Origin of the sequence: Hydrogenophaga sp. UC242_53 (assembly GCF_042696965.1) — a bacterium.
Taxonomy (GTDB): domain Bacteria; phylum Pseudomonadota; class Gammaproteobacteria; order Burkholderiales; family Burkholderiaceae_C; genus Hydrogenophaga.
The window spans coordinates 351661-374507 of record NZ_CP170552.1 but is presented as its reverse complement, the minus strand read 5'-3'; the positions used below and the strand labels follow the sequence as shown (position 1 = coordinate 374507).

Genomic DNA, 22847 nt, shown 5'->3' with positions numbered 1-22847 from the left:
TTACAGCTGGCTCAGGCGCTGCAGCATCTGGTCGGATGTCTGGATCGCCTTGGAATTCATTTCATACGCGCGCTGGGTCTGGATCATGGTCACCAGTTCCTGCACCACGTTGACGTTGGAGGTTTCGACGTAGCCCTGCATCAGCGAGCCCATGCCGGCCGAGTTGGGTGCGCCGTTGATGGGGTTGCCCGACGCCAGGCTCTCGGCGTAGAGGTTCTGGCCCATGGGCTCCAGGCCGGCCGGGTTGATGAAGCTGGCCAGCTCGATGGCGCCCACCCGCTGCGGCGCGGGGTTGCCCGGCAGCTTGACGGTGACCACGCCATCGGACGAGACGGTGATGCTCTGCGCCTCGGCCGGCACGGTGATGCCGGCGGTGAGCGGGTAGCCGCTGTTGGTGACGATGCGGCCCTGCGCGTCGGCCTTGAAGCTGCCGTCGCGCGTGTAGGCGGTGGTGCCGTCGGGCATCTCGACCTGGAAGAAGCCGTTGCCGTTGACCGCGATGTCCAGCGGGTTGTCCGACTGCTGCAGGCTGCCCTGCGAGAAGTTGCGCGAGGTGGCGACGGTGCGCACACCCAGGCCCACTTGCAGGCCCGTGGGCAGCTCGGCCTGCTCGGCCGTGTTGGCGCCCACCTGGCGCAGGTTCTGGTACATCAGGTCTTCGAACACCGCGTTGGCGCGCTTGAAGCCGTTGGTGGACACGTTGGCCAGGTTGTTCGAGATCACGTCCAGCTGCATCTGCTGCGCCTGCATGCCGGTCTTGGAAATCATCAGCGAATTGATCATGGTGTGCTCCGCAAGGGGAAAGTGATTAGCCGTTCATGCTCAGCAGCTGGCTGGCGGTCTTGTCGTTGGTTTCGCCGTTCTGCAACATGCGCATCTGCACCTCGAACTGGCGGGCCACGGCGATCATGCCGACCATGGCCTCCATGGGATTGACGTTGGAGCCTTCGAGCGCGCCGTCCTGCAGGCGGGCCACGTCGCTCGCGGGCAGCGGGTCGCCCTGCGGGCCGCGGAACAGGCCGTCCTCGCTGCGGCGCAGCGGGTTGTCGGCGTCGGGCATGACCATCTTGAGGCGGCCCACGGTCTGCGAAGGCTGGTTGCCCACGCGCGTGCTCACGGTGCCGTCGGAGGCGATGTCCACGCGCGCGCCTTCGGGCACCACGATCGGTCCGCCATCGCCCAACATGGGCAGGCCCTGGCCGCTGACCAGGGTGCCGTCCTGGTTGATTTCGAGCGCGCCCGCGCGGGTGTAGGCCTCGGTGCCGTCCAGCCCCTGGACCGCGAAATAGGCGTTGCCGCGCGCGGCCACGTCCAGGTTGCGGCCGGTGGCGGCGATCGAACCGGGCAGGTCGGAATGGCCGGGCGTGGCTTCCAGGGCGAACACGCGCGTGCTCGCGCCGTCGCCGCGCACCGGCACCGCGCGGAAGGTCGAGAGTTCGGCGCGAAAGCCCGGCGTGGACACGTTGGCCAGGTTGTTGGCGCAGCACCTGCTGCCGGTACTGCGCGGCGTTGGCGCCGGTCATCGCGGTGTAGATCATGCGGTCCATGCGGGGCTCCTTCGTTCAGCTCAGGCGCGGATCTGGATCAGCGCATGTTCAGGAGGGTGCTCAGCACCTGGTCCTGCGTCTTGATGGTCTGGGCGTTGGCCTGGTAGGTGCGCTGCGCGGTCATCATGTTGACCAGCTCGGCCGTGATGTCGACGTTGGAGTCTTCCAGCGCCCCCGAGCGCAGGGCGCCGAAGTTGCCCGTGCCGGGCTCGCCGTGCAGCGGGTCGCCCGAGGTGAAGGTGGCCGTCCAGTTGCCGCCGCCGGTGGGCTGCAGGCCTTGCGTGTTGCGGAAGTTGACCAGCGCGATCTGGCCCGCGGCGCGGGTTTCACCGTTGGAGTACTGGCCGCTGACCAGACCGTCCTCGCCGATCTTCAGACCCAGGAACTGGCCCGGGCGATAACCGTCCTGGTCCAGGTCGCTGACGGCGAAGTTGGTGCCGAACTGCGTCGCGGCACCAAAGTCGAGATCGACGTTGAAGGTCACCGTGGGGTCGTTGGGCGAGGTCAGCGTGAGCTGCGGAATCGTCGAGGCCGGATCGAGCGAACCGTCCGGCAGGAAGCTCACGACGAAGGGCGTGGACGCCGCGGGGTCGGCGCCGTTGACGCCGGTGTACACGTTCCACTGGTTGTTGCCGATTTTCTCGAAGCTCAGCGCCACCGGGATCTCCAGGCCCTGGGAGTCGTAGGCGACCAGGGACGTGCCGTAGGTGGACAGCGGCGTGGGCGGCGTCTGCGTGGAGGCCACCGGTGCGCGCGCGTCGAGGTTGAATTCGGCCAGGATATTGGTGGTCTGGCGCGCGGGGATCGGGCCGCCGGTGGGCAGGCGCAGCGGCTGCGTGTCGAAGCTCAGGCGCGTGCCATCGGGCGCGGTCGGGTAGCCCATGAGGTTGGCGCCGCCGTTGGTGATGATGTTGCCGCTGCTGTCGAGCTTGAACATGCCGGCGCGGCTGTAGGCGACCGTGCCATTGGGCATGTTGAGTTCGAAGAAGCCCGAGCCGTTGATGGCCACGTCCAGGTCGTTGCCCGTCACCGTGATGTTGCCCTGCGTGAAATGCTGCGACACGGTGGTCAGCGCCACGCCGATGCCGGAGTTCACGCCGCCGGCCGCGTTCACGGAGCTGGCGTAGAGCTCGCCGAACTCGCCGCGCGAGCTCTTCATGCCCACCGTGTTGGCGTTGGCGATGTTGTGCCCGATCACGTCGAGGTTGCGGCTGGCGCTGTTCAGGCCGGAGAGTCCTTGCTGGAATGCCATGGTGATGTCCTTAGGAGGGGAAAGCGGTGTGTGGGAAAAGGCTCAGGCGCTCACATGAACGCGAGCACGTCGTTGTAGGCGCGGGTGCTGCCGTCCTGCAGCAGCATGTAGATGGAGCCGCCGGAGAAGCTCACCGAGTCCACGGTCATGCGCTGCAGCGACACGGTGTCCACGGGTTCGCTGCCGTCGACCGCGCGCACCTTGAAGCCCTTGACCGTCGCAGGGTCCACGCCCTCGGCGTCCCAGTTGAAGCGGTGCAGGCCGCTGCCCAGCGCGCCCATCTCGACGGTCTTGATGACCTCGCCGTTGGTGCCCATGATGTCGACCTTCACGTCGGTGGCCTTGGTGTCGAGCGAGAACGCCGCCTTGGCCTGGCCGTCCTTGAAGGTGAGCTTGTCGCCCGGCAGCAGGGCCTCGCGGCCGATCAGCGAGGTGCCCTGCAGCGCGGTCTGCGAGGAGAACTGCGCGGCCATGTTGTTGAGCGTCGCGTTGAGTTCCTGGATGCCGCTGACCGTGTTGATCTGCGCCATCTGGGTCGTCATCTGCGCGTTGTCCATCGGGTTCAACGGGTCCTGGTTGTTGAGCTGCGCGACCAGCAGCTTGAGGAAGCGGTCCTGCGAGGCCTTCGGGTCCATGCTGTTCTGGGCCGAGGTGCCGGTCGTGCTGCCGGGCGTGTTGCCCAGCTTGCTGATGTCGATGGGGGTCATGAACATGGGTCAGGTCTTTCCAAAAGTCGGGCTCATTGCCCCATTTGCAGGGTCTTGAGCAACAGCGACTTGGCCGTGTTCATGACCTCGACGTTGTTCTGGTACGAGCGCGAGGCCGAGATCATGTTGACCATCTCCTCGACCGGGTTCACGTTGGCGTGCGTCACATAACCTTCGGCGTCGGCGCTGGGGTGCGTGGGGTTGTGCACGCGGCGGCCCGGGGCGTCGCTCTCCACGATGTTCTGCACCTTCACGCCCGCATTGCCCTCGCCGCCCATGGGCACGGTCTGGAACAGGATGTGGCGCGCCTTGTAGGTCTGGCCATCCGGGCCGGCCACCGCGTCGGCGTTGGCCAGGTTGGAGGCCACCACGTTGAGGCGCTGGGACTGCGCGCTGACCGCGCTGCCCGAGACACCGAAGATGGAGAACATCGACATGACAGGGTCCTTTCAGCTCATTGGCCGGTGATGGCGCTGAGCATGGTCTTCACGTGACCATTGATGAAACGCAGCGTGGACTCGTAGCGCACGCTGTTGTCCACGAAGTTGGCGCGCTCGCGGTCGAGGTCGACCGAGTTGCCGTCCTGGCTGGGCTGGGTCTGCACCGTGTAGGCCATGTCGGGCCGGGCCGGGCCCGCGCTGGTGGTGCCCAGGCGCATGTGCTGGGCGTTGGTCTGGGTCACGCCGGCGGTGGCGCCGGTCTGCATGCCCGAGACGTTCTTGAGCGCGCTGGCGAAATCGAAGTCGCGCGCGACGTAGCCGGGCGTGTCCGCGTTGGCGATGTTGCTGGCGATCACCTGCTGGCGCTGCGAGCGCAGCAGCAGGGCGTTGGCATGGAAGTCCAGCCGGCCGGTCATCTGTTCAAGCATCGTCCACTCCAGCAAGGTTGGGGGCCGGCTCGGGTCTCCAGAGGGAGGCCCAGATACCGGGGGTTGGACGAATTATGGAAATCTTGAGGGTCGCCAATGGCCGGAACAAGCGCCGCTTTGCAAGCCATTTCCCGCCTTTGTCCGGGCGGCCGCCGGCCTACAGTGCAGGCCGGACCACCCATCGGAGACCGCCCATGCGCCCCACCCTGCACCGCCTGCTCGCCGCCTGCGGCTGGGCCCTGGCCCTGCTGCTGCCGGGCCTGGGCACGGCCCACGCGAACAACCAGACCGACGAACTGGAGAAGACCGCGCGCGCGTGGCTGCAGCCCGCGCTGGAGGCCGCGATCCCGAAAGACGAGGCCCTGCCCCTGCGCACCGAGGTCGTGATGGGCGCGCTCGACACCCGCCTGCGCCTGGCGCCCTGCGCCAGGGTCGAGCCCCACCTGCCGGCCGGCTCGCGCCTGTGGGGCCGCAGCCGCATCGGCCTGCGCTGCGTCGAGGGCCCTTCGCGCTGGAACGTCTTCGTGCCGGTCACGGTCAAGGCCTTCGGCCCGGCCTGGGTGATCAAGCGCCCGGTGGACGCCGGTGCCACCCTCACTCAAGAAGACGCCGAACTGGCCGAAGTGGATTGGGCGGCCAGCCCCGCCACGGTGCTGGCCCGCCCCGAGATGTGGATCGGCCAGGAAACCGCCTTCGCCCTCACCCCGGGCCTGGCGATCCGCCAGAACATGGTGCGCCCGACCAAGGCCTTCGCCGCGGGCGACCAGGTGCGGGTCAACAGCAACGGCACCGGGTTCAGCATTTCCGTGACCGGCCTGGCGCTCACCGCCGGCCTGGTCGGGCAGTCCGCCCGCATCCGCCTGCCCGGCGGGCGGGTGGTCACCGGTCTGGTGCAGGAAGACCAGACCGTTGAGATGGCGCTTTGAGCCGGACGTCCGCAACGGCCCCGCCAACGTGACGGATTGCCCGAACCGGCTCCTCAAAAATGCCTAAAGTTCGTTCCACCCAGGTCGATAGTTCTCACACATCACCCTGACTACAGGGTTTGGAGCGTGAAATGAAAGTCGATTCGTCACCCGATTCCTATATAGGTTCCGTGGCCGGTGGTCCCCAGAAGGCCGCCGAAAAACCCGCAGCGGTCGCCGAACTGGCCGCCGCAGGCGCCCCCACGGCCAAGCCGCAGGGCGTGACCGTGACGCTGTCCCCCTCCACCGTCTCGGCCCTGGGCTCGGGCGGCAACGAGGTGTTCAACACGGAAAAAGTCGAAGCCATGAAAGCGGCGATCGCCAACGGGACCTTCCAGGTGAATCCCGAAGCCATCGCCGACAAGATGCTGGCCAACGCCGCCGAAATGCTCAACGGCAGCAAGGCCTGATTTCTCCACCCCCCACCGACCGCACCATGACCTCAGCCGCAACGACGACGCCCCACCAACCCTGGATCGACTCGTTGCAGGCCGAACTCGATGCGCTCGAAGCCGCCTTGCTGCGCGGCGATGCGCCCGGTGTGGAACAGGCCAGCGCGGCCATGCAGGCAGTGCTGCAGCAAGCCCCCCGCACGCCGGCTTTCGCCGACCCCGACAGCGCGCTGCGCCGCGACACCCAGAGCGCCGCGCAGCGTTTCGCCCAGCTGCGCCAGGCCGTGCTGCGCTCCAACGCCCAGAACGAACGCGCAGTCGCCAGCCTGCTGCCCCAGCAGTCGCTGCAGCGCCAGCCCACCTATGGCCGCATGGTCAAACCCTCACCGCTCGGCGGCGCGGGGCGCGGCTTCCTGACCGCCTGAGTCTCTTCTTCTCCCGTCAAAAACCGGCATCTGCCGGTTTTTTTACGTCTACAGAATCCATCCGTATCCAGAAGGTCCTTTGAGAGATCGCCTCTGATATCTCATTAGCCAATCTGATGGATATACCTTTTTAGCGGCAGCCCTTCTAAAATACGGGTTAACCCTTAGATTGATTGCCATGAACACCCTCATCACTTCCCTGTGGACCCGACTGGCTGGTGCCGTTCGCCAGCTTTTCCGCCGCGCCGCCGCCGGCGCTTCCGACGGGCTGGAGGAATACCTCAGCACCGCCAAGAGCCTCCACCAGCTGGAGGACATGCAACGCCGTTGGGACCAGGCCCACCGAGGCCACCACCACCATGGCGCCTTCTGACCCTCATCCCGATCCCGAGACCCACACCATGATCGAATTGCTCAAATCCTATTTCCAGACGCCCCAGTTCGCTGCCGGCGCCCGTGTCAACCGCCTTCACAAAGGCAGCCTGGACCGCGTGGACGGCCGCGTGGTCGCCCAGACCGAAGAAGGCGTGCTGGTCGAATGGCCCCGCAATGGCTCCGGCTGGGAACACCCCGGCGCGCTCTGCCAGCAGGGTTGACGCCTTTTTGCGCGGGCGCCACCATGATGGACAAGTGACCCATTTTTCGCTCCAGCCATGAACGAGAACCCCACCCCCGACAGTGTGAACAGCGCAGACACGGTGGAAGCCTGGGCCTGCATCGACCGTTTCGCCACCGCCTTCAACGCCGAAGACCTGGTCGGCATGGATGCCGAGCTGAACTTCCCGCACACCATGCTCTCCGGCTCGCACCGCCTGGAATGGTTCGCGCCGGGCCAGCTCCCGAGCGACTTTTTCACCAGCCTGCGCGCCACGGGCTGGGCGCGCACACAAACCGAGTCGATCACCCCCGTGCTGGCGAGCGCCGACAAGGTGCACTTCCTGGTGGACTACACCCGGCGCACCGCGGCGGGCGAGGTGCTCAACCGGTACCACAACCTCTGGATCGTGACCCGCTCGGCCGGCCGCTGGGGCATCGCGCTGCGCTCCTACTGAACACCGACGGCCCAGGCGCACGGCGGCATCGCGATGAACATTCAACTCGATCACCTGCTCGTGCCATCTCGCGACAAGATCGCCGCCGCGCGGCAACTCGCCGAGCTGCTCGGCGTGCCCTGGTCCGCCAGCGGCATCGGGCCGTTCGCACCGGTCTACGTCAACGATGGCCTGACCCTCGACTTCGATCAGTGGGATGGGCCCGTGCCCAACATCCACTTCGCGTTTCGCGTGAGCGAGGACGCGTTCGACGCCATCCTTGCGCGCCTTCAGGCCGCCGGCATCCCCTACCGCAGCCTGGTGCACGGGCCGGTCGACTCGAAGGTGGACACGGCCCACGGCGGGCGCATCGTCTACTGGAACCAGCCCGATCGCCACCAGTGGGAAATGTTGACCGTGAGCTACGCGCGCGCGCCGGCGGCAGGCTGAGCGCCGGGCACGGCCTTCAGGCCACCACGTCCATCAACAAAAAGGTGCCGGCCTGGCGCTGGCATTGGTCGATCTGCGGCACCAGCCGGCGGAAGTGCTCGGTCTGGCAATGCGCGTCCAGCGCGGCCCGGTCGGGCCAGGCCTCCATGAAGATGAAATGCCCCGGGTCCTTCTGGTTGACGCAGAGTTCGTAGGCCAGACACAGCGGCTCCTGCCGGGTCTTCTCCACCAGTTCGCGGTACAGCGGCTCGACCTGGGCCAGGCACTCGGGCCGGATGAAATCCTGGGCGATGACCTTGAGCATGGCCGCGCGTCAGGCCACGCGGCGCTGCTCGGCGGCCAGCCGCACCGCCAGCGCGGCCAGCACACCGCCCATCACGTAACGCTGCACCGCCAGCCAGCGGCGGTTGTGCTGGAACCAGCGCGCCAGCTTCGCCGCCGACAGGGCGATGCTCAGGTTGACGCTGAAACTGAAGACGATCTGCGTCAGCCCCAGCACCACGCTCTGCACGAACACCGAGCCATGCTCGGGCGAGACGAACTGCGGAAAGATCGCGAGGTAGAACACCGCGATCTTGGGGTTGAGCAGGTTGGTGAGAAAGCCCATGGCGAACAGCTTGCGCGGCGAGTCCTGCGGCAGGTCGCGCGCCTCGAAGGGCGAGCGCGCGCCCGGCTTGACCGCCTGCCAGGCCAGGTACAGCAGGTAGGCCGCGCCGGCCCACTTCAGGATCTCGTAGGCCAGCGGCACGGCCATGAACAGCGCCGTGAGGCCCACCGCGGCGGTGAACATGTGCACCAGAAAGCCGGCCACCACGCCGAACAGCGAGATCACGCCGGCCCGTCGGCCCTGGCAGATCGAGCGCGAGATCAGATAGACCATGTTGGGGCCGGGCGTCAGCGCCATCAGCAGGGCCGCGCCGGCAAAGAGCAGCCAGTCGTTCAGGGGAACCATGAAAAAACCTCGGTGGGGGTGGGGACCCCACATCCTAGGCCAGGCCGAACAACCCCGTGTTCACCTCGCCCACCACAGCCAGCGGCCCAGGAGGGGCGCGAGCCAGCCGCCCCGCGCCGGCTGCCGCGCGGCCGGGTCCGGCGCCCCCATGGCGCGCAGCCGCGCCTCCAGCCCGCTCAGTCCGGCCTGGCGCGCCGCCTGCACCGGTGTGAGGGCCTCGAACTCGGACAGCAGCAGCGGGTTGGCACCGTGGTCCAGCAGCAGATGGGCCACCGCCTCCTGCCGGGCCAGGATGCAGGCCACCAGCGGCGTGGACAGGTACTCGGGGTGCGCGTGGTCGAGGTTCACCCGCTCCCTCACGTGGTAGCGCACCAGCTCGATGCGGCCCTCGCAGGCCGCCTGGTACAGCTCTTTCCAGTCTCCAGCGGACATCCCTCCTCCTTTCCAAACGGCCCACGCGGCCACCCGCGCGGGGCCCGGGCGCTGTGTTTCAATCGTCCGATCACCTTCCCTGAACCTTACCCGCAGGCCGCCGCCATGACCATGAAACAAACCCTTGCCGCCCTCCTGCTCACCAGCACCCTGGCCCTGTCGGCCCACGCCGCCCCGCCTTCGGACGCCTCCATCGCCACGCTGCTGTCGGTCACGCAGTCGGACAAGATGATGGACACCCTGTACGCCAACATGGAGCAGATGATCCGCCAGGGCATGCAGGCCGCCACGAAAGGCAAGGCGCTGACGGCCCAGCAGGCGCGCGTGATGGAGCTGGCGCCGGCGCGGCTGGCCAAGGTGATGCGCGAGGAGATCACCTGGGCCAAGCTGGAGCCCATGATGGTGCAGATCTACCGCGAGAACTTCGAGCAGGCCGAGGTCGACGGCCTCATCGCCTTCTACCAGAGCCCGGTCGGCCAGGCCTTCGTGGCCAAGATGCCGGTGGTGATGCAGCGCTCCATGGAGGCCTCGCAGCAACAGCTGCAGGCCTTCATGCCCAAGCTGCAGGCCGAGATGGTGGAGGTGATGAAGGAAGCCCGGCTGGCGCAGTAGGCTTCCCCATGGCCCACACCGACACCCGCACCCTCTGCTGGCAGCCCACCTGGAACCCGACCCACGAGGGCGTGGGACTGGAGCACCTGCTGCTGTCGGACACCGAGGCCAGCGCCGTGGTGCTGGCATTCGATGAAACCAGCGGCCCGTTCCGGCTCAGCTACCGACTGGCCTGGGGACGGTCGTGGCAGTTGCGCCGGGCCGACCTGCTGGTGGACACCGCCCAGGCCTCGCGCGCGCTCAGCCTGCGCACCGACGGCCAGGGCCACTGGCACGACGGCAACAACCGCGCGCTGCGCGAGCTGGAGGGCTGCCTGGACATCGACATCTGGCCCACGCCCTTCACCAACAGTTTTCCGATCCGGCGCGAGCCGATGGCCGTGGGCGAGCGCCGCGAGTTCCGCATGGCCTGGGTAAGCGCCCCCGAACTCACGGTGCAGGCCAAGCCCCAGGCCTACACGCGCCTGGCCGAGCGGCTCTACCGTTTCGAGAGCCTGGACGGCAGTGGATTCCAGGTGGATCTGCCGGTGGACGAAGACGGCATCGTTCTCGACTACCCGGGCCTCTTCAAGCGCATCTGAGGCATTACCGGCGCGCGGCACTGGTCAGAGGCAGCGAGGGTCCGGCTCCGCCGGCCCAAGCTGCCGTCCCCCCTCGAAGCGCCGAAGGCGCGCCACGGAGGGGGGAAGCCGCGTCAGCGGCGCAGGGGGGTGTTTCTATTTCCGTCAATGCGCCCGCAGCTTGGAGCGCAGCCGCGCGATGGACTGGCTGTGCAGCTGGCAGATGCGCGACTCGGTCACGCCCAGCACGGCCGCGATCTCCTTCAGGTTCATGTCGTGCTCGTAGTACATCGACATGATCTGCTGTTCGCGCTCGGGCAGCACCTTGATGGCGGCCACCAGGGCGGTGCGCATGCGGTGGTCCTGCAGCACGGCCGAGGGGTCGGCCTCGTGGTCGCCCATGTGGCGGTCCAGGAAGCCGTCTTCGTCGTCGCTGTTGCCGCTGATGTCCTCCAGGTACACGAGCTGGGTGCCGCGCACCTTGGCCAGCAGGTGCTGGTAGTCGGCCAGGCTCATGCCCATCTCGGCGGCGATCTCGCTTTCCTTGGGCACGCGGTGCAGCTTCTGCTGCAGGCGGTGCACGGCCTGCTCGATGTCTTTCTGGCTCTTGCGCGAGCCGCGCGACATCCAGTCGCCCTCGCGCAATTCGTCGATCATCGCGCCGCGGATGCGCTGGCTGGCGAAGGTCTCGAACTGCACGCCCTGGGTGGGCTCGAAGCGCGCGATGGCTTCGGTCAGGCCGATCATGCCGACCTGGATCAGGTCGTCGAGCTCCACGCTGGGCGGCAGCTTGGCGATCATGTGGTGAGCGAGGCGGCGCACCAGCGGGCTGTATTTGCGCAACTGGTCGTCCCGGTTGAGGGTGCCTTTGGCGGTGTACATCTTCAGCTCCAGAGAGAAGGGGCGGCGGCCGTGGAGCGGCCGGTGCGCGAGGCGCCGGGCACCAGGCCGTGGTAGCCGTGCGCATGGGTCGGGCGGGGTCTCTCGATCGCGCTTTCCTGCGCGCGCAGGGCCCAGGTGCGCACGGGCCAGCTGTCCAGCGACAGGCCGAGGTGGCGCTGCGCGGTGTCGATCACCGTGTGCACCACGGTCTGCAGCGCGGCGGGCGCGCCAGAGGCCAGCGGGGCGAGCACCGGCGCCAGGCCGGCCGCGTCCAGCAGCTTGACCGCGCCGTAGGCGTCGATGCTGGACTGCGGTTGTTCGATCACGGGCACCAGCGCGCGGGCACCCAGGCCGTGCAGCAAACCGGCCAGCGAGAAGGCGGGCGCGAACAGCAGCACCACCGCGCCCGAGGCGAACGGCGTCAGCAGGCGCGAGAGCGCGACCTGGCTGCCCGCGGCCTGCGCGGTTTCCTGCAAGGCCTGCAGGCCGGCGGCGCCGGGCATCACGAGCCAGTCGGCGCCATCCAGGGGGTGTTCCAGGTGAGCGATGGAGGGGTCTTGCAGCACGCGCATCAGGCCCAGGTGGGCGCCGTCGTGGCGGTCGCGGCTGCGGGCTTCGGTGGCCGTGCCATCGACGATCACCACCGCCCGGCCTTCGGCCGTGAGCGCGGTGGCCAGCGTGCAGAGCCATTCGTAGGCGCGCGCGGGCTGCGCCGGGCTGGACACCGGCACCAGCACCGGCCCGCCCACGGGCGGTTCGCCCCGCAAACCGGCGGCCTGGTCGAAGCCGGGTTCAAACATGGGCCGCCCCCAGGTCGATGCCGCGGCCGGAGGCCTGGGCAAAGAAGAAACCCATGTCGGTGGGTTGCGGGTCGTAGGCCGACTTGCCCTGCGTGCCCATGGACAGGCGCACCAGCGCGGCGGCATCGGCGTTCTGCCAGTCTTCGGGCACGCGCTGGCCGTTCGCCACGCCGCGCAGCACCACCTGGTGGCGGATCAGCGCGTCCAGCGACGGGCCGAGCTTGACGGCTTCGTCCACCTTGGAGAGCACCACACCGTGCAGCGAGCTCGCTTTGAACGAGGTCAGCACCTCGTCCAGCGTGTCACCTTGCGAGCCGGCGTTGAGCACCAGGGTCTTCTTGACCTTGGGGATGTCGAGCACGTCCAGCATGTCCTGGATGCGCTGGTCGCGCTGGCCCAGGCCGGCGGTGTCGATGATCACCAGGCGCTTGTTGCCCAGCAGGTTGAGCAGGTCCTTGAGCGCGGCGCGGTCGTGCGCCAGGTGGGCCACGACGCCCAGCATGCGGCCGAAGGCGCGCAGCTGCTCGAAGCCGGAGACGCGGTAGGTGTCCAGCGTGATCAGGCCCACGCTGCCGGCACCGTATTGTTTGACGCACTGCGCGGCCAGCTTGGCGGCGGTGGTGGTCTTGCCCACGCCGGTGGCGCCCACCAGCGAGACCACGCCGCCTTCGTCGCACAGGCCGGCGCCGGGCGTCGCGACCTTGAGGTTGCGGGTGATCACATCCATCAGCCAGCGCACCGCTTCGGCGGCATTGGCCTCGGCCGGCACGCGCTCGAGCACGGCGCGCGACATCGCGGGCGAGTAGCCGGCGCGGATCATCTTGAGCATCAGGTTGGACTGGATCGGGTTCTGCTTGGACGAGCCGAGCCAGGCCAGGGTGTTGAAGCGCTCCTCGATCATGTCCTTGAGCGCCGAGAGCTCGACCGCCATGCGGCTGTCGTCGTGGCTGGGGAAGCGCGTGGACGGCGGCTGCGAGTCTTCCCACGCCGGCTCGCTGGAGCGGGTGCGGATCGGGGCGGGCTTGCGCGCCACGATGGGTTCGGGCTGGTTGAAGCGCTGCACCGGCACCTCGATCGGCTCGGGCCGGGTCACGATCTGCGGCGCGGCGACCGGGGCCGGCGCGCGGCGCTCGATGGCGGGCGCCGCGGTTTCGGCGGCCGCGGCGGGCGTGCCGTGCAGCGACTCGCGGCGCTTGCGCAGCATGCGTTCGCGCACATAGTCCTGGAACGACAGCGTGCTCATCGCCAGCGTCTCGGTGTCGCTCTGCACCGACTGCGGCGCGGCCAGCGAACCGGTGGTGGAGGCCTTGGGACGGGCGGGCGCGGCAGCGGCAGCGGCGGCGGCCGGCGCGGCGTTCGCGTGATCGGCCAGCGAAGCCAGGCTTTCCTCGGCGGCGGCCATCACCTCGAAACCTTCAGCGGTGTTGCGGGTGGAGAGGATCACGGCGCTGTCGCCAAAGGTCTTGCGCGCCTTGTTCATGGCTTCGCGGGACGTGGGGGCAATGAAGCGTTGGATGTTCATGCTGCAAGTTCTCCAAGGATCGGGCCGATGCGGATCAGGTGGGTTTCAGGTATTTCGCTGTGCGCCAGGACCTGCAGGCGCGGCGCGGCGCGGCGCAGCAGGCGGGACATGGCATTGCGGATGGCGTCGGGCACCAGCAGGCAGGCGGGCACGCCCTTCTCTTCCTGGCGGTTGGCGATGTCGGTGGCGGATTTGCTCAGCATCTCGGCCACGCCCGGGTCCAGCGCGCCGTTGGCGCTGCCCGAGAGGGCCTGCATCAGCAGGCGCTCCAGGCCGGGCTCGATGGCGATGACCTCGAGTTCCTTCACCGGGCCGTAGATCTGCTGCACGATGGCCGGCGAGAGCGCCATGCGCACGCGGCGGGCCAGCTCGGTCGGGTCGGTGGTGTGGGGGGCGTGCTCGGCCAGCGATTCGATGATGGTGCGGATGTCGCGCACATGCACAGACTCTTCCAGCAGCAGCTGGAGGACTTTCTGGAAGGTGGCAACCGGGACCATTTTGGGCACGACTTCTTCGATCAGTTTGGGGGCCAGGCGGGTGACGTGTTCAACCAGGTCCTGGGTCTCCGTCCGGCTCAGCAACTTGGCCGCCTGGACTTGCATCAAGTGTGAAAGATGCGTGCGCCAGCACGGTCTCGGAATCAACCACGGTAAAACCGGCCATTTGCGCGTTCTCACGCTGCTTTTCGTCGATCCAGTGCGCGGGCAGGCCAAACGCCGGGTCGGTGGTGGGCGTGCCGATCAGCGGGGTGCCGATGCCACCCGGGTCGATCGCCAGGAACATGCCCGGGAACACCTCGCCCTCGCCCACCACCACGCCGCGCAGCGTGATGCGGTAGGCGCTGGGGCGCAGCTCCAGGTTGTCGCGCATGTGCACCGCGGGCGGCAGGAAACCGACCTCCTGCGCGAACTTCTTGCGCACGCCCTTGATGCGGGTGAGCAGGTCGCCCTGGCGGGTCTTGTCCACCATGGCGATCAGGCGGTAGCCCAGTTCCAGGCCCAGCAGGTCGACCGGCTGCAGGTCGTCCCAGGTGGCTTCGCCGTCGCCCTGCACGGCCGGCGCTTCCGGTTCGGGCGCGGGCTTGGCCTGCTCGCGCGCCACCCAGTAGGCCAGGCCGCCGGCGATGGCCGCGAAGCTCAGGAACACCAGGTGCGGCATGCCCGGCACGATGCCCAGCATGAACAGCACGGCGGCGGTGATGCCCAGCACCTTGGGCGAGAGGAACATCTGCTCCATCACCTGCACGCCCAGGTCTTCGTCCTTGCCCACGCGCGAGACCACCATGGCCGCGGCCACCGAGATCAGCAGCGAGGGAATCTGCGCCACCAGCGCGTCACCGACGGCCAGCAGGATGTAGTTGTCCGCCGCCTGGCCGGCCGAGAGGCCGTGCTGCAGCACGCCGATGATGAAGCCGCCGATGATGTTGATGAACAGGATCAGGATGCCGGCGATGGCGTCGCCGCGCACGAATTTGGAGGCACCGTCCATGGAGCCGAAGAACTCGGCTTCCTCGCCCACTTCGCGGCGGCGGCGCTTGGCCTCCTTGTCGTCGATCAGGCCGGCGTTCAGGTCGGCGTCGATCGCCATCTGCTTGCCGGGCATGGCGTCCAGGGTGAAGCGGGCCGAGACCTCGGCGATGCGCTCCGAGCCCTTGGTGATCACCACGAAGTTGATCACCACCAGGATCGCGAACACGATGAAACCGACCGCGAAGTTGCCGCCGATCAGGAAGTGGCCGAAGGCCTCGATCACCGCGCCGGCCGCGCCCGGGCCGGTGTGGCCTTCGAGCAGCACCACGCGGGTGGAGGCCACGTTGAGCGAGAGGCGCAGCAGCGTGGTGAGCAGCAGCACGGTGGGAAAGACCGAGAAGTCCAGCGGCCGCTTCATGTAGGCCGCCACCATCATCACCACCAGCGCCAGCGCGATGTTGAGCGTGAAGAAGGTGTCCAGCAGCCAGGGTGGCAGCGGCAGCACCATCATCGACAGGATGGTGATGACCAGCATGGGCGCGGCCAGGCCGCCGGCCCAGCTGGCGTTGCGGTTCAACCATTGCTGCAGCGTTTGCAGGTTCATTCAGAGGCCTCTTTGGCGGGTTTCTTGAAGTGCGGATCGAGCTCGGGCGGCACCAGGGGTTCGGGCTGCGCGGCGGGCATGGCGCCCTGGCCCTTCATGGCGGCCTTGAGCTGGTACACGTAGGCCAGCACCTGGGCCACGGCGGTGTAGAGCGCCGATGGGATCTCGTCGTCGATCTCGGCGTGGGCGTAGAGCGCGCGCGCCAGCATGGGCGACTGCAGCACCGGCACCTTGTGGGCCTTGGCGACGTCGCGGATCTTCATGGCCAGCAGGTCGGCGCCCTTGGCGATCACGCGCGGCGCGTTCATGCTGGCGTCGTCGTAGCGGATGCGCCACGGCGTAGTGGGTCGGGTTCATGACCACCAGGTCGGCCTTGGGCACGGCGCCCACGCTGTTGCGCTGGGCCATCTCGCGCTGCATCGCGCGGCGCTTGGACTTGAAGTGCGGGTCGCCTTCGGCTTCCTTGTGTTCCTGCTTCACTTCCTGGTGCGACATGCGCATGCGCTGCGCGTGCAAAAATTTCTGCGCCGGGAAGTCGATCACGGCGACGAGCGCCACCACCATCAGCAGCAGGCCCACGCCGAGCATGAGCCAGTGGCCGAGCTGGCCCAGGCCCGATTCCAGCGGCTGCATGACCAGCATGGCGAAGTCCTGCACGTGGGACGAGAGGAACTGCCAGGCCACCAGCCCGACGATGGCGGAGATGGCGGCCAGCTTGGCGGTGTCGAAGAGCTGTTGTTTGGTGAAGAGGCGGCCGATGCCCTTGAGCGGGTTGATGCGGCTGAGGTCGGGCACGAGGGGCTTGGTGCTCAGGGCCCAGCTGCCGGAGCCGAAGGCGGCGAGCAGCACGATGGCGAGCACGGCCACGCCCAGCGGCAGGTAGAGCATGAGGCCTTGCGCGAAGCCGTCCACCAGGCGTTCGGTGGCGAGTTCGGGTTTGAGCAGGGTCTGGTGGTCGAAGCGCAGCTGGCCTTGCAGGGCGCTGCGCAGTTTTTCGAAGCCGACGGGGGCGAGCGCGACCAGGATGAGGGCGCCGCCACCGAGCACGGCGAGGTTGGACAGGTCCTTGGAACGCGGCACCTGGCCATCGTCGCGCGCCTTTTTCAGGCGCTGCGCGGTGGCTGGCAGGTTCTTGTCTTGGGCGGAGGAGTCCATGGGCGGTTCACACGATCGGTAAATCCGATTCTGGAAGCCGCCAGGAAAAACTAAAGGGCGATAAGACGCCCTTGAACGGCGCTTTTCTTTCCCGTCACCTCGCGGGCTCGGGGACGCCGGGCGTTCTGCTCCGCGGGTGTCCCCCGAACCGGCTTCGCCGGTCCTCCTCCTTTACCCCGCTGCGCAGAACGCCCGGCATCCCCGAGCCAGTGGCGCGCCAACGAGGGCTTTTCCAGAAATGCCGTGGAACCGGCTTTGCCGGGCCACTGGCATTGCCCCCTGAAAGGGGGTGGCGCGAAGCGCCGCGGGGGTCAAAACCCCAAACTCGCTAGCAGGTCGTCGACCTGCGCCTGGTCGCTCACCACGTCGGTGCGGCCTTCGGCGTTGACCACGGGGCCAGCCAGGGCGGGCTGGTCCACGATGGCATGGTCCTGGCCTGGCTGGCCGCCGGGGGCGGATTGCAGCAGCAGGCTGAGCAGCTGTTCTTCGATGGTGCCGGCGAGCTGGACCACGCGGCCGATCACCTGGCCGGTGAGGTCGTGGAAGTCCTGCGCCATCATGATGTCGGTCAGGCGCGCGTCGGACTTGTCGCTCAGCTCGACGATGTCTTTCGACCATTCCAGCAGCTCGGGCATGGCGCGGGCCAGGCCGGGGACGCGGGAGATGGTGTCGGCCAGCTGGCGACCGCGTTCGGCGATCTTCGCCTGCTCGGCCTTGCCTTCGTCCACGTGGTTGAGCACCTTTTCAGCCGCCTCGCCCGTCAGGCGCGCGATGTAGGACAGGCGGCTCTGCGCGTCGGGCAGCTGGTCCACCGTGCCTTTGAGCTTGTCGGTGTAGCCCAGCTCCTTGAGCGCATCGTGCAGCTGCCGCGTGATCGAACCGAGTTGGCGGAACATGTCGGGGTTGCCCGACGCCGCCTCTTCTTGTTGTTGATTCATGGTGCGGCCCTCTCAGATGCCGAGCTTCTTGAAGATGTTCGCGAGCTTTTCTTCCAGCGTGGCCTTGGTGAAGGGCTTGACGATGTAACCGGCGGCACCGTTCTGCGCCGCCATCACGATGTCTTCCTTGCGCGCCTCGGCGGTCACCATCAGCACCGGCAGGTGCTTGAGCTTCTCGTCCTGCTTGATCTGGGCCAGCAGCTCGAAGCCGTTCATGTTGGGCATGTTGATGTCCGACACCACGAAGTTGAAGCCGCCGTTGCGCAGCTTGCTCAGCGCGATCGCACCGTCTTCGGCCTCGTCGGCGTCGGCGTGCCCGATCTCCTTGAGCAGGTTGCGCACGATGCGGCGCATGGTGGAGAAGTCGTCAACGATCAGGAATTTCATCGGGGTGGACATGAAAGCCTCCGTGGGAGGAAAGGATCAAGGAAGAGGAGCCGGCCGCGTCAGCCACCGCTCTGTGAAGGAGATTTCGTCACTTGCCCGGAAATCTGAAGCGTGGGCAGCGCAATGACGGGGTCGGCGGTCTTCACAGGCACGGCGGGCACGTCCGGTGCGGCGCCGGCGGCGGCCGGCTGGGCGGCCACGCGGGGGGCGGTCTGGGGCTTGGCGGCCGCGGTGGGCAGCGGCGGCGGCATGGGTTCGAGCATGGGCATCACGGGCGTGGGCGACGAGCGGGGCAGCAGGCGGTCTTCGGCCTCCTGCGTCATCACCACGATGCTGATGCGGCGGTTGATCGGGTCGGTGGGCAGGTCTTCGCGCAGCAGGCGGCTTGACGCCAGGCCTTCCACCCGGCGCAGCTTGTCCTGCGGCAGGCCGCCGGCCACCAGTTCGCGGCGCGAGGCGTTGGCCCGGTCGGCCGAGAGTTCCCAGTTGCTGTAGCCGCGCTCGCCGCTGCCGTAGGGCGTGGCGTCGGTGTGGCCCGCCAGGGCGATGCGGTTCTCCACATCACCCAGCGCCGCGCCGATCTCGCGCAGGATGTCGCGCATGTAGGGCTTCACCAGCGCGCTGCCGGTGTCGAACATGGGCCGGTTCTGCTGGTCCACGATCTGGATGTGCAGGCCGTCGAGGGTTTTTTCCAGCTGGATCTGCGAACCGAACTCCGAGAGTTTGGGGTTCTTTTCGATCAGCGTGGTGATCTTGCGCTCCAGCGCGTCGATGCGCGCGGCGTCGCGGCGCATCGAGTCGGCGCGCGCCATCTGGGCGCCGATGAGCTTGGCCGCGCGCTCGGCCTCGCCGCTGTCCATCTGGCCGAAGGACTTGCTCAGGTCGCGCCCACCGCCGGGCAGGATGCTGCTGCTGTTGCCGGTGCCCGGGCCGCCCATGAGCGAGACCTTCACCGGCGACTGGAAGTAGCTCGCGATGCCCTGCAGCTCGCCCTTGGCCGTGGAGCCCAGCAGCCACATGAGCAGGAAGAAGGCCATCATCGCGGTCACGAAGTCGGCGTAGGCGATCTTCCACGCACCACCATGGGCGGCATCGCCACCCTTCTTGATGCGCTTGATGATGATGGGCTGAAGTTTCTTGCCGTCGCCTGCCATGGTGCTCTACCCGAAGGAAATCACTTCTTCTTCACGTGGGTTTCCAGCTCGGCGAAGGTCGGCCGCACGTCGGCGAACAGCACCTTGCGGCCGAACTCGATCGCGGTCAGCGGCGCATAACCCTGCATGCTGGAGAGCAGCGTGGTCTTGACGCACAGCAGCTCCTTGCTGCCCTCTTCCATCTTCTGGTCCAGCAGGCCGCCGAGCGGTTCGAACACGCCGTACGCCAGCAAGATGCCGAGGAAGGTCCCGACCAGGGCCGAACCGATCATGGCGCCGAGCACGGCGGGCGGCTGGCCGACCGAGCCCATGGTGTTCACCACGCCCAGCACGGCGGCCACGATGCCGAAGGCCGGCAGGCCGCCGGCCAGGCGGCCGATGGCAGCCACCGGGGCATGCGCCTCCTGGTGGTGGGTTTCGATCTCGGCGTCCATCAGCGACTCGATCTCGTGCGCGTTGAGGTTGCCCGAGACCATCATGCGCAGGTAGTCGGTGATGAACTCGACCACGTGGTGGTCGGCCGAGATGGTGGGGTATTTCTTGAACAGCGCCGACTCGTGCGGGTTCTCCACGTCCTGCTCGATCGCCATCAGGCCTTCCTTGCGGGCCTTCTGCAGGATGTCGAACAGCAGCGCGAGCAGCTCCATGTAGCGCGCCTTGGTGTAGCGGCTGCCCTTGAAGCACTGCGCCAGGCCTTTGAACGAGGCCTTGACCACCTTCATCTGGTTGTTGATGAGGAAAGCCCCCAGCGCGGCGCCCAGGATGGTCGTCAGCTCGAAGGGCAGCGCCTTGAGCACGACACCGATGTTGCCTCCGTGGAATATGAATACCCCGAAGATGCAGACCATCGAAACCACGAAACCAATGATGACGAACATGTTCTTGTGCCTGGAAGAGGACGCGGCACAGGGGCGCACGCGTGACTTGGAGGAATGTGTTTTCTATCGGCCAACTCTAGGGGGGATTGAAGGGGGCCATAAACGCGAAATGGACCCGCATCGGGGTCCATTTCAGGGTTTGAGCGAAAAGGCTCGGGCTCAATGCAACCGCAGGCCACCGTTGGCGCTGCCCTTGCCGGCGCGGGCCGGCGGCTGGCACAGGCCGCAGACGAAATGGCGGTTTTCGTAGGGTTCGGTGACGAAGTTGCGCACCGCAGCAGGAGCACTTGGTCAGCGTGAGCATGCCGTTGTCGACGAACTTCACCAGGCGCCAGGCGCGGGTGACGGAGAGCAGCGGCTCGATGGCGCTGGCCTGCATCTGTTCGCTGTAGAGGCGGAAGGCCTTGATGACCGTGTCGATCTCTTCGAGTTCGCTGGTCTTGGAGAGGTACTCGTGGATGTTGAGGAACAGCGACGAGTGGATGTTGGGCTGCCAGGTCAGGAACCAGTCGGTCGAGAAGGGCAGCTGGCCTTTGGAGGGCGACTTGCCGGCGACTTCCTTGTACAGGCGCAGCAGGCGCTCGTAGGACAGGCTGGTTTCGTACTCCAGCACCTGCAGGCGGGCGCCAAGCTGGATCAGGGCGACAGCGCGCTCGATGTCACGCGACTCGTTGAGGATGCTCTTGCCTGCGGCCATGGTGGGCTCCTGGAGATGAAACGGTGAGAGAGAAGAAGAAAGAAGGAGGGAAGCGGGAGCGCGGCTCAGTGAGCGGCCATGGACTCGGCGAAACGGCCGGCCATCAGGATGCTGGCGTGCAGCTGGGTGGTGGTGCTGTTGTCCACCTTCTTCACGTTGTGGCTGGTCAGCAGGTTCCACACCAGGTCGTCGTCGACGCGGAAGCGGCACAGCAGCATGTTGCTGGAAGCGATCTTGAGCAGTTGCGCCGTGGACAGCATGCCCAGCAGGTCGGCGGCTTCTTCGGTCAGGCCCAGGCGGTACAGGGCTTCGGCGCGGTCCTTGCGGATCAGGTTCTGCGCCAGCATGAGGTAGGTCAGGTTGGCTTCGCGGATTTCTGCCAGGAGTTGTTCGCTGTCCATGATGTTTCCTTCTTTCAGTAGGAGCCGCTGTTTGTTGGCCCGATGTATGAATTGTGTCGAGCGGTAAAAAAACTTGAATCGGGAAATGTCTGTGCGTTGCGTCAGGCGCGCAGCACCCCCTTGTCATCCAAACACCTACAACCTTGGTACTCAAAACGATCCTGCCTGTGGAGCGGCGCAGGAGAGAAGCCGCCCCCTCAAGAGGCGTCAAGGGTCCGGCTCCGCCGGCCCGAGACGCCGTCCCCCCTCGAAGCGCCGAAGGCGCGCCACAGAGGGGGGAAGCCGCAAAGCGGCGCAGGGGGGAGCCTCTTTAAGCCATGAACTGGCGCCGAACGGCCCGGTTTATCCGCCGGTTGGATTGCAGACAAACCTCAAGAATCTCCACTCATCACCGAAATTGACTCAACGAACTTCCAAATGGGTTCGTCGTCCGGCCAGCAAAGGCGGCGAGCAGCGACGGTGGAGGCCCGCAAGGGTCGACACGGCGATGGGCAGCAATGTCCATGAAGCCGGTTCACTTTCCAAGTCCATTTACAGGAGTTAGTTATGACCACCATCAACACGAACGTGATGTCGATGAATGCTCAGCGAAATCTGAGCAGCTCGGCCAGCTCGTTCGCCACTTCCATGCAGCGCCTGTCTTCGGGCCTGCGCGTGAACAGCGCGAAAGACGATGCCGCCGGCCTCGCGATTTCCGAACGCATGAACACCCAGGTGCGTGGCCTCAACGTGGCCGCGCGCAACGCCAACGACGGCATCTCGCTGGCCCAGACCGCCGAAGGCGCGCTGGGCAAGGTCGGCGACATGCTGCAGCGCATGCGCGAACTGGCCGTGCAGTCGGCCAACGCCTCGAACAACGGCAGCGACCGCACCGCGCTCAACGCCGAGGTGCAGCAGCTGCGCCAGGAAATCGACCGCGTGGCCAAGACCACCTCGTTCAACGGCACCAAGCTGCTCGACGGCTCGTTCGCCAACGCCACCTTCCAGGTCGGCGCCAACGCCGGTGAAGGCATCTCCATCGACAGCATCGTCAACTCCAACTCCGCGGCGCTGGGCCAGACCTCGGTGCACACCACCGCCAAGATCGTGCCGCCGGCCACGCCGGTCGCGCCCGCCGTGCTGGCCGCCATCCCCGCCGGTGGCGCCACGCCGCTCTCGATCGACGACGCCAACGGCAACGCGGTCAACCTCGGCCCCATCGGTGAAGCCACCACGCTGGCGCAACGCGCCGGCCAGATGGTCGATGCGATCAACGCCAAGTCCTCCGACACCGGCGTGTTCGCCCGCCCCACTTTCACCGCTGGCGTGATGGACGGCTACGAGGTGTTCTCCGACCGCGCGCTCGTGGCCGCCGACTTCGGCAACTTCGCCGCCGGCACCACCGGCGCTGGCGCGGCCACCGCCGCCGCCGCCGATTCCTTCGTCGAAGACATCAACGTCAACTCCTTCGGCGACTCGCAGCTCGCCCTGAAGGTGATCGACAACGCCATCAACTCGATCAACAGCTCGCGCGCCGACCTCGGTGCCCTGCAAAGCCGCTTCGAGAACGCCGTGGCCAACATCCAGATCACGGGCGAGAACATCTCCGCCGCGCGCGGCCGCATCGTCGACGCCGACTTCGCCAAGGAAACGTCCAACCTCTCGCGCGCCCAGATCCTGCAACAGGCCGGCACCGCCATGGTGGCGCAGGCCAACCAGATTCCCCAGGGGGTGCTCTCGCTGCTGCGTTCCTGATCGAGCGCGCACATCCGCATGCGCCGTGGCCAA

Annotated in this window: 26 protein-coding genes and 4 pseudogenes; 10 read left to right on the top strand and 20 right to left on the bottom strand. The window is 67.2% G+C overall.

Annotated features, from left to right (window positions below):
• The 6 genes and pseudogenes from flgG to flgB all read right to left on the bottom strand — a co-directional run bounded on the left by flgG (position 1) and on the right by flgB (position 4374).
• Positions 1-783, bottom strand: coding sequence for a flagellar basal-body rod protein FlgG (flgG, locus tag ACFJI0_RS01990; protein ID WP_382323257.1), 783 nt, complete (start codon positions 781-783; stop codon positions 1-3).
• A 25-nt stretch (positions 784-808) separates the two neighbouring features.
• Positions 809-1547, bottom strand: a pseudogene (gene flgF, locus ACFJI0_RS01985) (flagellar basal-body rod protein FlgF).
• Positions 1548-1584: 37 nt separating this feature from the next.
• A complete protein-coding gene (flgE, locus tag ACFJI0_RS01980) occupies positions 1585-2799 on the bottom strand; it encodes a flagellar hook protein FlgE (RefSeq protein ID WP_382161698.1) in 1215 nt (404 codons plus the stop codon).
• A 50-nt stretch (positions 2800-2849) separates the two neighbouring features.
• Positions 2850-3512 (bottom strand): flagellar hook assembly protein FlgD, encoded by a 663-nt coding sequence (locus tag ACFJI0_RS01975; RefSeq protein ID WP_382323256.1) that lies wholly within the window; start codon positions 3510-3512, stop codon positions 2850-2852.
• 26 nt (positions 3513-3538) lie between these two features.
• On the bottom strand, positions 3539-3943 hold the full coding sequence (gene flgC / locus ACFJI0_RS01970; RefSeq protein ID WP_291112611.1) for a flagellar basal body rod protein FlgC: 405 nt from the start codon (positions 3941-3943) through the stop codon (positions 3539-3541).
• Between the two features lie 17 nt (positions 3944-3960).
• Positions 3961-4374 (bottom strand): flagellar basal body rod protein FlgB, encoded by a 414-nt coding sequence (gene flgB, locus ACFJI0_RS01965; RefSeq protein WP_382323255.1) that lies wholly within the window; start codon positions 4372-4374, stop codon positions 3961-3963.
• A 194-nt stretch (positions 4375-4568) separates the two neighbouring features.
• Between flgB and flgA the strand changes: the two genes are divergently transcribed.
• The 7 genes from flgA (at position 4569) to ACFJI0_RS01930 (ending at position 7637) form a co-directional block, all read left to right on the top strand.
• Positions 4569-5300 carry a flagellar basal body P-ring formation chaperone FlgA gene (gene flgA, locus ACFJI0_RS01960; protein ID WP_382323254.1) on the top strand — a complete coding sequence of 244 codons (732 nt, stop codon included), beginning with the start codon at positions 4569-4571 and terminating at the stop codon, positions 5298-5300.
• A 131-nt stretch (positions 5301-5431) separates the two neighbouring features.
• Positions 5432-5749 (top strand): flagellar biosynthesis anti-sigma factor FlgM, encoded by a 318-nt coding sequence (flgM, locus tag ACFJI0_RS01955; protein ID WP_382161714.1) that lies wholly within the window; start codon positions 5432-5434, stop codon positions 5747-5749.
• A 26-nt stretch (positions 5750-5775) separates the two neighbouring features.
• Positions 5776-6156, top strand: a complete 381-nt coding sequence (locus tag ACFJI0_RS01950) for a hypothetical protein (protein ID WP_382161717.1) — start codon at positions 5776-5778, stop codon at positions 6154-6156.
• A gap of 178 nt (positions 6157-6334) precedes the next feature.
• Complete coding sequence (locus ACFJI0_RS01945; protein ID WP_382323253.1) at positions 6335-6529, top strand: hypothetical protein; 195 nt, start codon at positions 6335-6337, stop codon at positions 6527-6529.
• A 28-nt stretch (positions 6530-6557) separates the two neighbouring features.
• Positions 6558-6752, top strand: coding sequence for a hypothetical protein (locus ACFJI0_RS01940; RefSeq protein WP_382323252.1), 195 nt, complete (start codon positions 6558-6560; stop codon positions 6750-6752).
• A gap of 57 nt (positions 6753-6809) precedes the next feature.
• The gene (locus ACFJI0_RS01935; protein ID WP_382323251.1) at positions 6810-7208 is read left to right on the top strand and encodes a hypothetical protein; all 399 of its coding nucleotides are present in this window, start codon (positions 6810-6812) and stop codon (positions 7206-7208) included.
• Positions 7209-7241: 33 nt separating this feature from the next.
• Entirely contained in the window at positions 7242-7637 is a 396-nt protein-coding gene (locus ACFJI0_RS01930; RefSeq protein ID WP_382323250.1) for a VOC family protein, read from the top strand.
• 16 nt (positions 7638-7653) lie between these two features.
• On the opposite strand, the gene ACFJI0_RS01925 is transcribed toward ACFJI0_RS01930, so the two are convergent.
• The 3 genes from ACFJI0_RS01925 to ACFJI0_RS01915 are packed head-to-tail and all read right to left on the bottom strand — an operon-like array spanning position 7654 to position 9021.
• Complete coding sequence (locus tag ACFJI0_RS01925; protein WP_382323249.1) at positions 7654-7941, bottom strand: putative quinol monooxygenase; 288 nt, start codon at positions 7939-7941, stop codon at positions 7654-7656.
• A gap of 9 nt (positions 7942-7950) precedes the next feature.
• On the bottom strand, positions 7951-8589 hold the full coding sequence (locus tag ACFJI0_RS01920; RefSeq protein ID WP_291112628.1) for a LysE family translocator: 639 nt from the start codon (positions 8587-8589) through the stop codon (positions 7951-7953).
• 60 nt (positions 8590-8649) lie between these two features.
• Positions 8650-9021: an ankyrin repeat domain-containing protein gene (locus ACFJI0_RS01915; RefSeq protein ID WP_382161725.1), complete on the bottom strand. Its 372-nt coding sequence runs from the start codon at positions 9019-9021 to the stop codon at positions 8650-8652.
• Positions 9022-9132: 111 nt separating this feature from the next.
• On the opposite strand from ACFJI0_RS01915, the gene ACFJI0_RS01910 reads away from it, so the two are divergent.
• A complete protein-coding gene (locus ACFJI0_RS01910; RefSeq protein WP_382323248.1) occupies positions 9133-9633 on the top strand; it encodes a DUF2059 domain-containing protein in 501 nt (166 codons plus the stop codon).
• Positions 9634-9641: 8 nt separating this feature from the next.
• A complete protein-coding gene (locus tag ACFJI0_RS01905; RefSeq protein ID WP_382323247.1) occupies positions 9642-10214 on the top strand; it encodes a putative glycolipid-binding domain-containing protein in 573 nt (190 codons plus the stop codon).
• 144 nt (positions 10215-10358) lie between these two features.
• Here the strand turns inward: ACFJI0_RS01905 and ACFJI0_RS01900 are convergent, their stop codons facing one another.
• From ACFJI0_RS01900 to flhD, 11 genes and pseudogenes are all read right to left on the bottom strand, one after another.
• Complete coding sequence (locus ACFJI0_RS01900; protein WP_291112634.1) at positions 10359-11075, bottom strand: RNA polymerase sigma factor FliA; 717 nt, start codon at positions 11073-11075, stop codon at positions 10359-10361.
• A gap of 2 nt (positions 11076-11077) precedes the next feature.
• Complete coding sequence (locus ACFJI0_RS01895; RefSeq protein ID WP_382323246.1) at positions 11078-11875, bottom strand: hypothetical protein; 798 nt, start codon at positions 11873-11875, stop codon at positions 11078-11080.
• Complete coding sequence (gene flhF / locus ACFJI0_RS01890) at positions 11868-13397, bottom strand: flagellar biosynthesis protein FlhF (protein ID WP_382323245.1); 1530 nt, start codon at positions 13395-13397, stop codon at positions 11868-11870. Before flhF ends, ACFJI0_RS01895 begins: the two co-directional genes overlap by 8 nt.
• Positions 13394-15470: pseudogene (flhA, locus tag ACFJI0_RS01885) on the bottom strand (flagellar biosynthesis protein FlhA). The gene flhF and the pseudogene flhA overlap by 4 nt, the downstream one beginning before the upstream one ends.
• Positions 15467-16625: pseudogene (locus ACFJI0_RS01880) on the bottom strand (flagellar biosynthesis protein FlhB). Before ACFJI0_RS01880 ends, flhA begins: the two co-directional pseudogenes overlap by 4 nt.
• Positions 16626-16936: 311 nt before the next feature.
• Positions 16937-17563, bottom strand: coding sequence for a protein phosphatase CheZ (locus ACFJI0_RS01875; protein ID WP_382161746.1), 627 nt, complete (start codon positions 17561-17563; stop codon positions 16937-16939).
• Between the two features lie 12 nt (positions 17564-17575).
• Positions 17576-17962 (bottom strand): chemotaxis response regulator CheY, encoded by a 387-nt coding sequence (gene cheY / locus ACFJI0_RS01870; protein ID WP_382161749.1) that lies wholly within the window; start codon positions 17960-17962, stop codon positions 17576-17578.
• A gap of 47 nt (positions 17963-18009) precedes the next feature.
• Positions 18010-19104, bottom strand: coding sequence for a flagellar motor protein MotB (gene motB / locus ACFJI0_RS01865; protein WP_382323244.1), 1095 nt, complete (start codon positions 19102-19104; stop codon positions 18010-18012).
• A 20-nt stretch (positions 19105-19124) separates the two neighbouring features.
• On the bottom strand, positions 19125-19982 hold the full coding sequence (gene motA / locus ACFJI0_RS01860) for a flagellar motor stator protein MotA (protein ID WP_382323243.1): 858 nt from the start codon (positions 19980-19982) through the stop codon (positions 19125-19127).
• A gap of 159 nt (positions 19983-20141) precedes the next feature.
• Positions 20142-20679, bottom strand: a pseudogene (gene flhC, locus ACFJI0_RS01855) (flagellar transcriptional regulator FlhC).
• A gap of 65 nt (positions 20680-20744) precedes the next feature.
• On the bottom strand, positions 20745-21080 hold the full coding sequence (gene flhD, locus ACFJI0_RS01850) for a flagellar transcriptional regulator FlhD (RefSeq protein ID WP_297403347.1): 336 nt from the start codon (positions 21078-21080) through the stop codon (positions 20745-20747).
• 546 nt (positions 21081-21626) lie between these two features.
• Here flhD and ACFJI0_RS01845 point away from each other — a divergent pair.
• Positions 21627-22814, top strand: coding sequence for a flagellin (locus ACFJI0_RS01845; protein ID WP_382323242.1), 1188 nt, complete (start codon positions 21627-21629; stop codon positions 22812-22814).
• Positions 22815-22847: the final 33 nt, after the last annotated feature.

What these genes read in the sequence shown, in the direction of transcription:
- flgG (WP_382323257.1), bottom strand. Translation starts at nt 783, where the DNA reads ATGATCAATTCGCTGATGATTTCCAAGACCGGCATGCAGGCGCAGCAG.
- flgE (WP_382161698.1), bottom strand. Translation starts at nt 2,799, where the DNA reads ATGGCATTCCAGCAAGGACTCTCCGGCCTGAACAGCGCCAGCCGCAAC.
- ACFJI0_RS01975 (WP_382323256.1), bottom strand. Translation starts at nt 3,512, where the DNA reads ATGTTCATGACCCCCATCGACATCAGCAAGCTGGGCAACACGCCCGGC.
- flgC (WP_291112611.1), bottom strand. Translation starts at nt 3,943, where the DNA reads ATGTCGATGTTCTCCATCTTCGGTGTCTCGGGCAGCGCGGTCAGCGCG.
- flgB (WP_382323255.1), bottom strand. Translation starts at nt 4,374, where the DNA reads ATGCTTGAACAGATGACCGGCCGGCTGGACTTCCATGCCAACGCCCTG.
- flgA (WP_382323254.1), top strand. Translation starts at nt 4,569, where the DNA reads ATGCGCCCCACCCTGCACCGCCTGCTCGCCGCCTGCGGCTGGGCCCTG.
- flgM (WP_382161714.1), top strand. Translation starts at nt 5,432, where the DNA reads ATGAAAGTCGATTCGTCACCCGATTCCTATATAGGTTCCGTGGCCGGT.
- ACFJI0_RS01950 (WP_382161717.1), top strand. Translation starts at nt 5,776, where the DNA reads ATGACCTCAGCCGCAACGACGACGCCCCACCAACCCTGGATCGACTCG.
- ACFJI0_RS01945 (WP_382323253.1), top strand. Translation starts at nt 6,335, where the DNA reads ATGAACACCCTCATCACTTCCCTGTGGACCCGACTGGCTGGTGCCGTT.
- ACFJI0_RS01940 (WP_382323252.1), top strand. Translation starts at nt 6,558, where the DNA reads ATGATCGAATTGCTCAAATCCTATTTCCAGACGCCCCAGTTCGCTGCC.
- ACFJI0_RS01935 (WP_382323251.1), top strand. Translation starts at nt 6,810, where the DNA reads ATGAACGAGAACCCCACCCCCGACAGTGTGAACAGCGCAGACACGGTG.
- ACFJI0_RS01930 (WP_382323250.1), top strand. Translation starts at nt 7,242, where the DNA reads ATGAACATTCAACTCGATCACCTGCTCGTGCCATCTCGCGACAAGATC.
- ACFJI0_RS01925 (WP_382323249.1), bottom strand. Translation starts at nt 7,941, where the DNA reads ATGCTCAAGGTCATCGCCCAGGATTTCATCCGGCCCGAGTGCCTGGCC.
- ACFJI0_RS01920 (WP_291112628.1), bottom strand. Translation starts at nt 8,589, where the DNA reads ATGGTTCCCCTGAACGACTGGCTGCTCTTTGCCGGCGCGGCCCTGCTG.
- ACFJI0_RS01915 (WP_382161725.1), bottom strand. Translation starts at nt 9,021, where the DNA reads ATGTCCGCTGGAGACTGGAAAGAGCTGTACCAGGCGGCCTGCGAGGGC.
- ACFJI0_RS01910 (WP_382323248.1), top strand. Translation starts at nt 9,133, where the DNA reads ATGAAACAAACCCTTGCCGCCCTCCTGCTCACCAGCACCCTGGCCCTG.
- ACFJI0_RS01905 (WP_382323247.1), top strand. Translation starts at nt 9,642, where the DNA reads ATGGCCCACACCGACACCCGCACCCTCTGCTGGCAGCCCACCTGGAAC.
- ACFJI0_RS01900 (WP_291112634.1), bottom strand. Translation starts at nt 11,075, where the DNA reads ATGTACACCGCCAAAGGCACCCTCAACCGGGACGACCAGTTGCGCAAA.
- ACFJI0_RS01895 (WP_382323246.1), bottom strand. Translation starts at nt 11,875, where the DNA reads ATGTTTGAACCCGGCTTCGACCAGGCCGCCGGTTTGCGGGGCGAACCG.
- flhF (WP_382323245.1), bottom strand. Translation starts at nt 13,397, where the DNA reads ATGAACATCCAACGCTTCATTGCCCCCACGTCCCGCGAAGCCATGAAC.
- ACFJI0_RS01875 (WP_382161746.1), bottom strand. Translation starts at nt 17,563, where the DNA reads ATGAATCAACAACAAGAAGAGGCGGCGTCGGGCAACCCCGACATGTTC.
- cheY (WP_382161749.1), bottom strand. Translation starts at nt 17,962, where the DNA reads ATGTCCACCCCGATGAAATTCCTGATCGTTGACGACTTCTCCACCATG.
- motB (WP_382323244.1), bottom strand. Translation starts at nt 19,104, where the DNA reads ATGGCAGGCGACGGCAAGAAACTTCAGCCCATCATCATCAAGCGCATC.
- motA (WP_382323243.1), bottom strand. Translation starts at nt 19,982, where the DNA reads ATGTTCGTCATCATTGGTTTCGTGGTTTCGATGGTCTGCATCTTCGGG.
- flhD (WP_297403347.1), bottom strand. Translation starts at nt 21,080, where the DNA reads ATGGACAGCGAACAACTCCTGGCAGAAATCCGCGAAGCCAACCTGACC.
- ACFJI0_RS01845 (WP_382323242.1), top strand. Translation starts at nt 21,627, where the DNA reads ATGACCACCATCAACACGAACGTGATGTCGATGAATGCTCAGCGAAAT.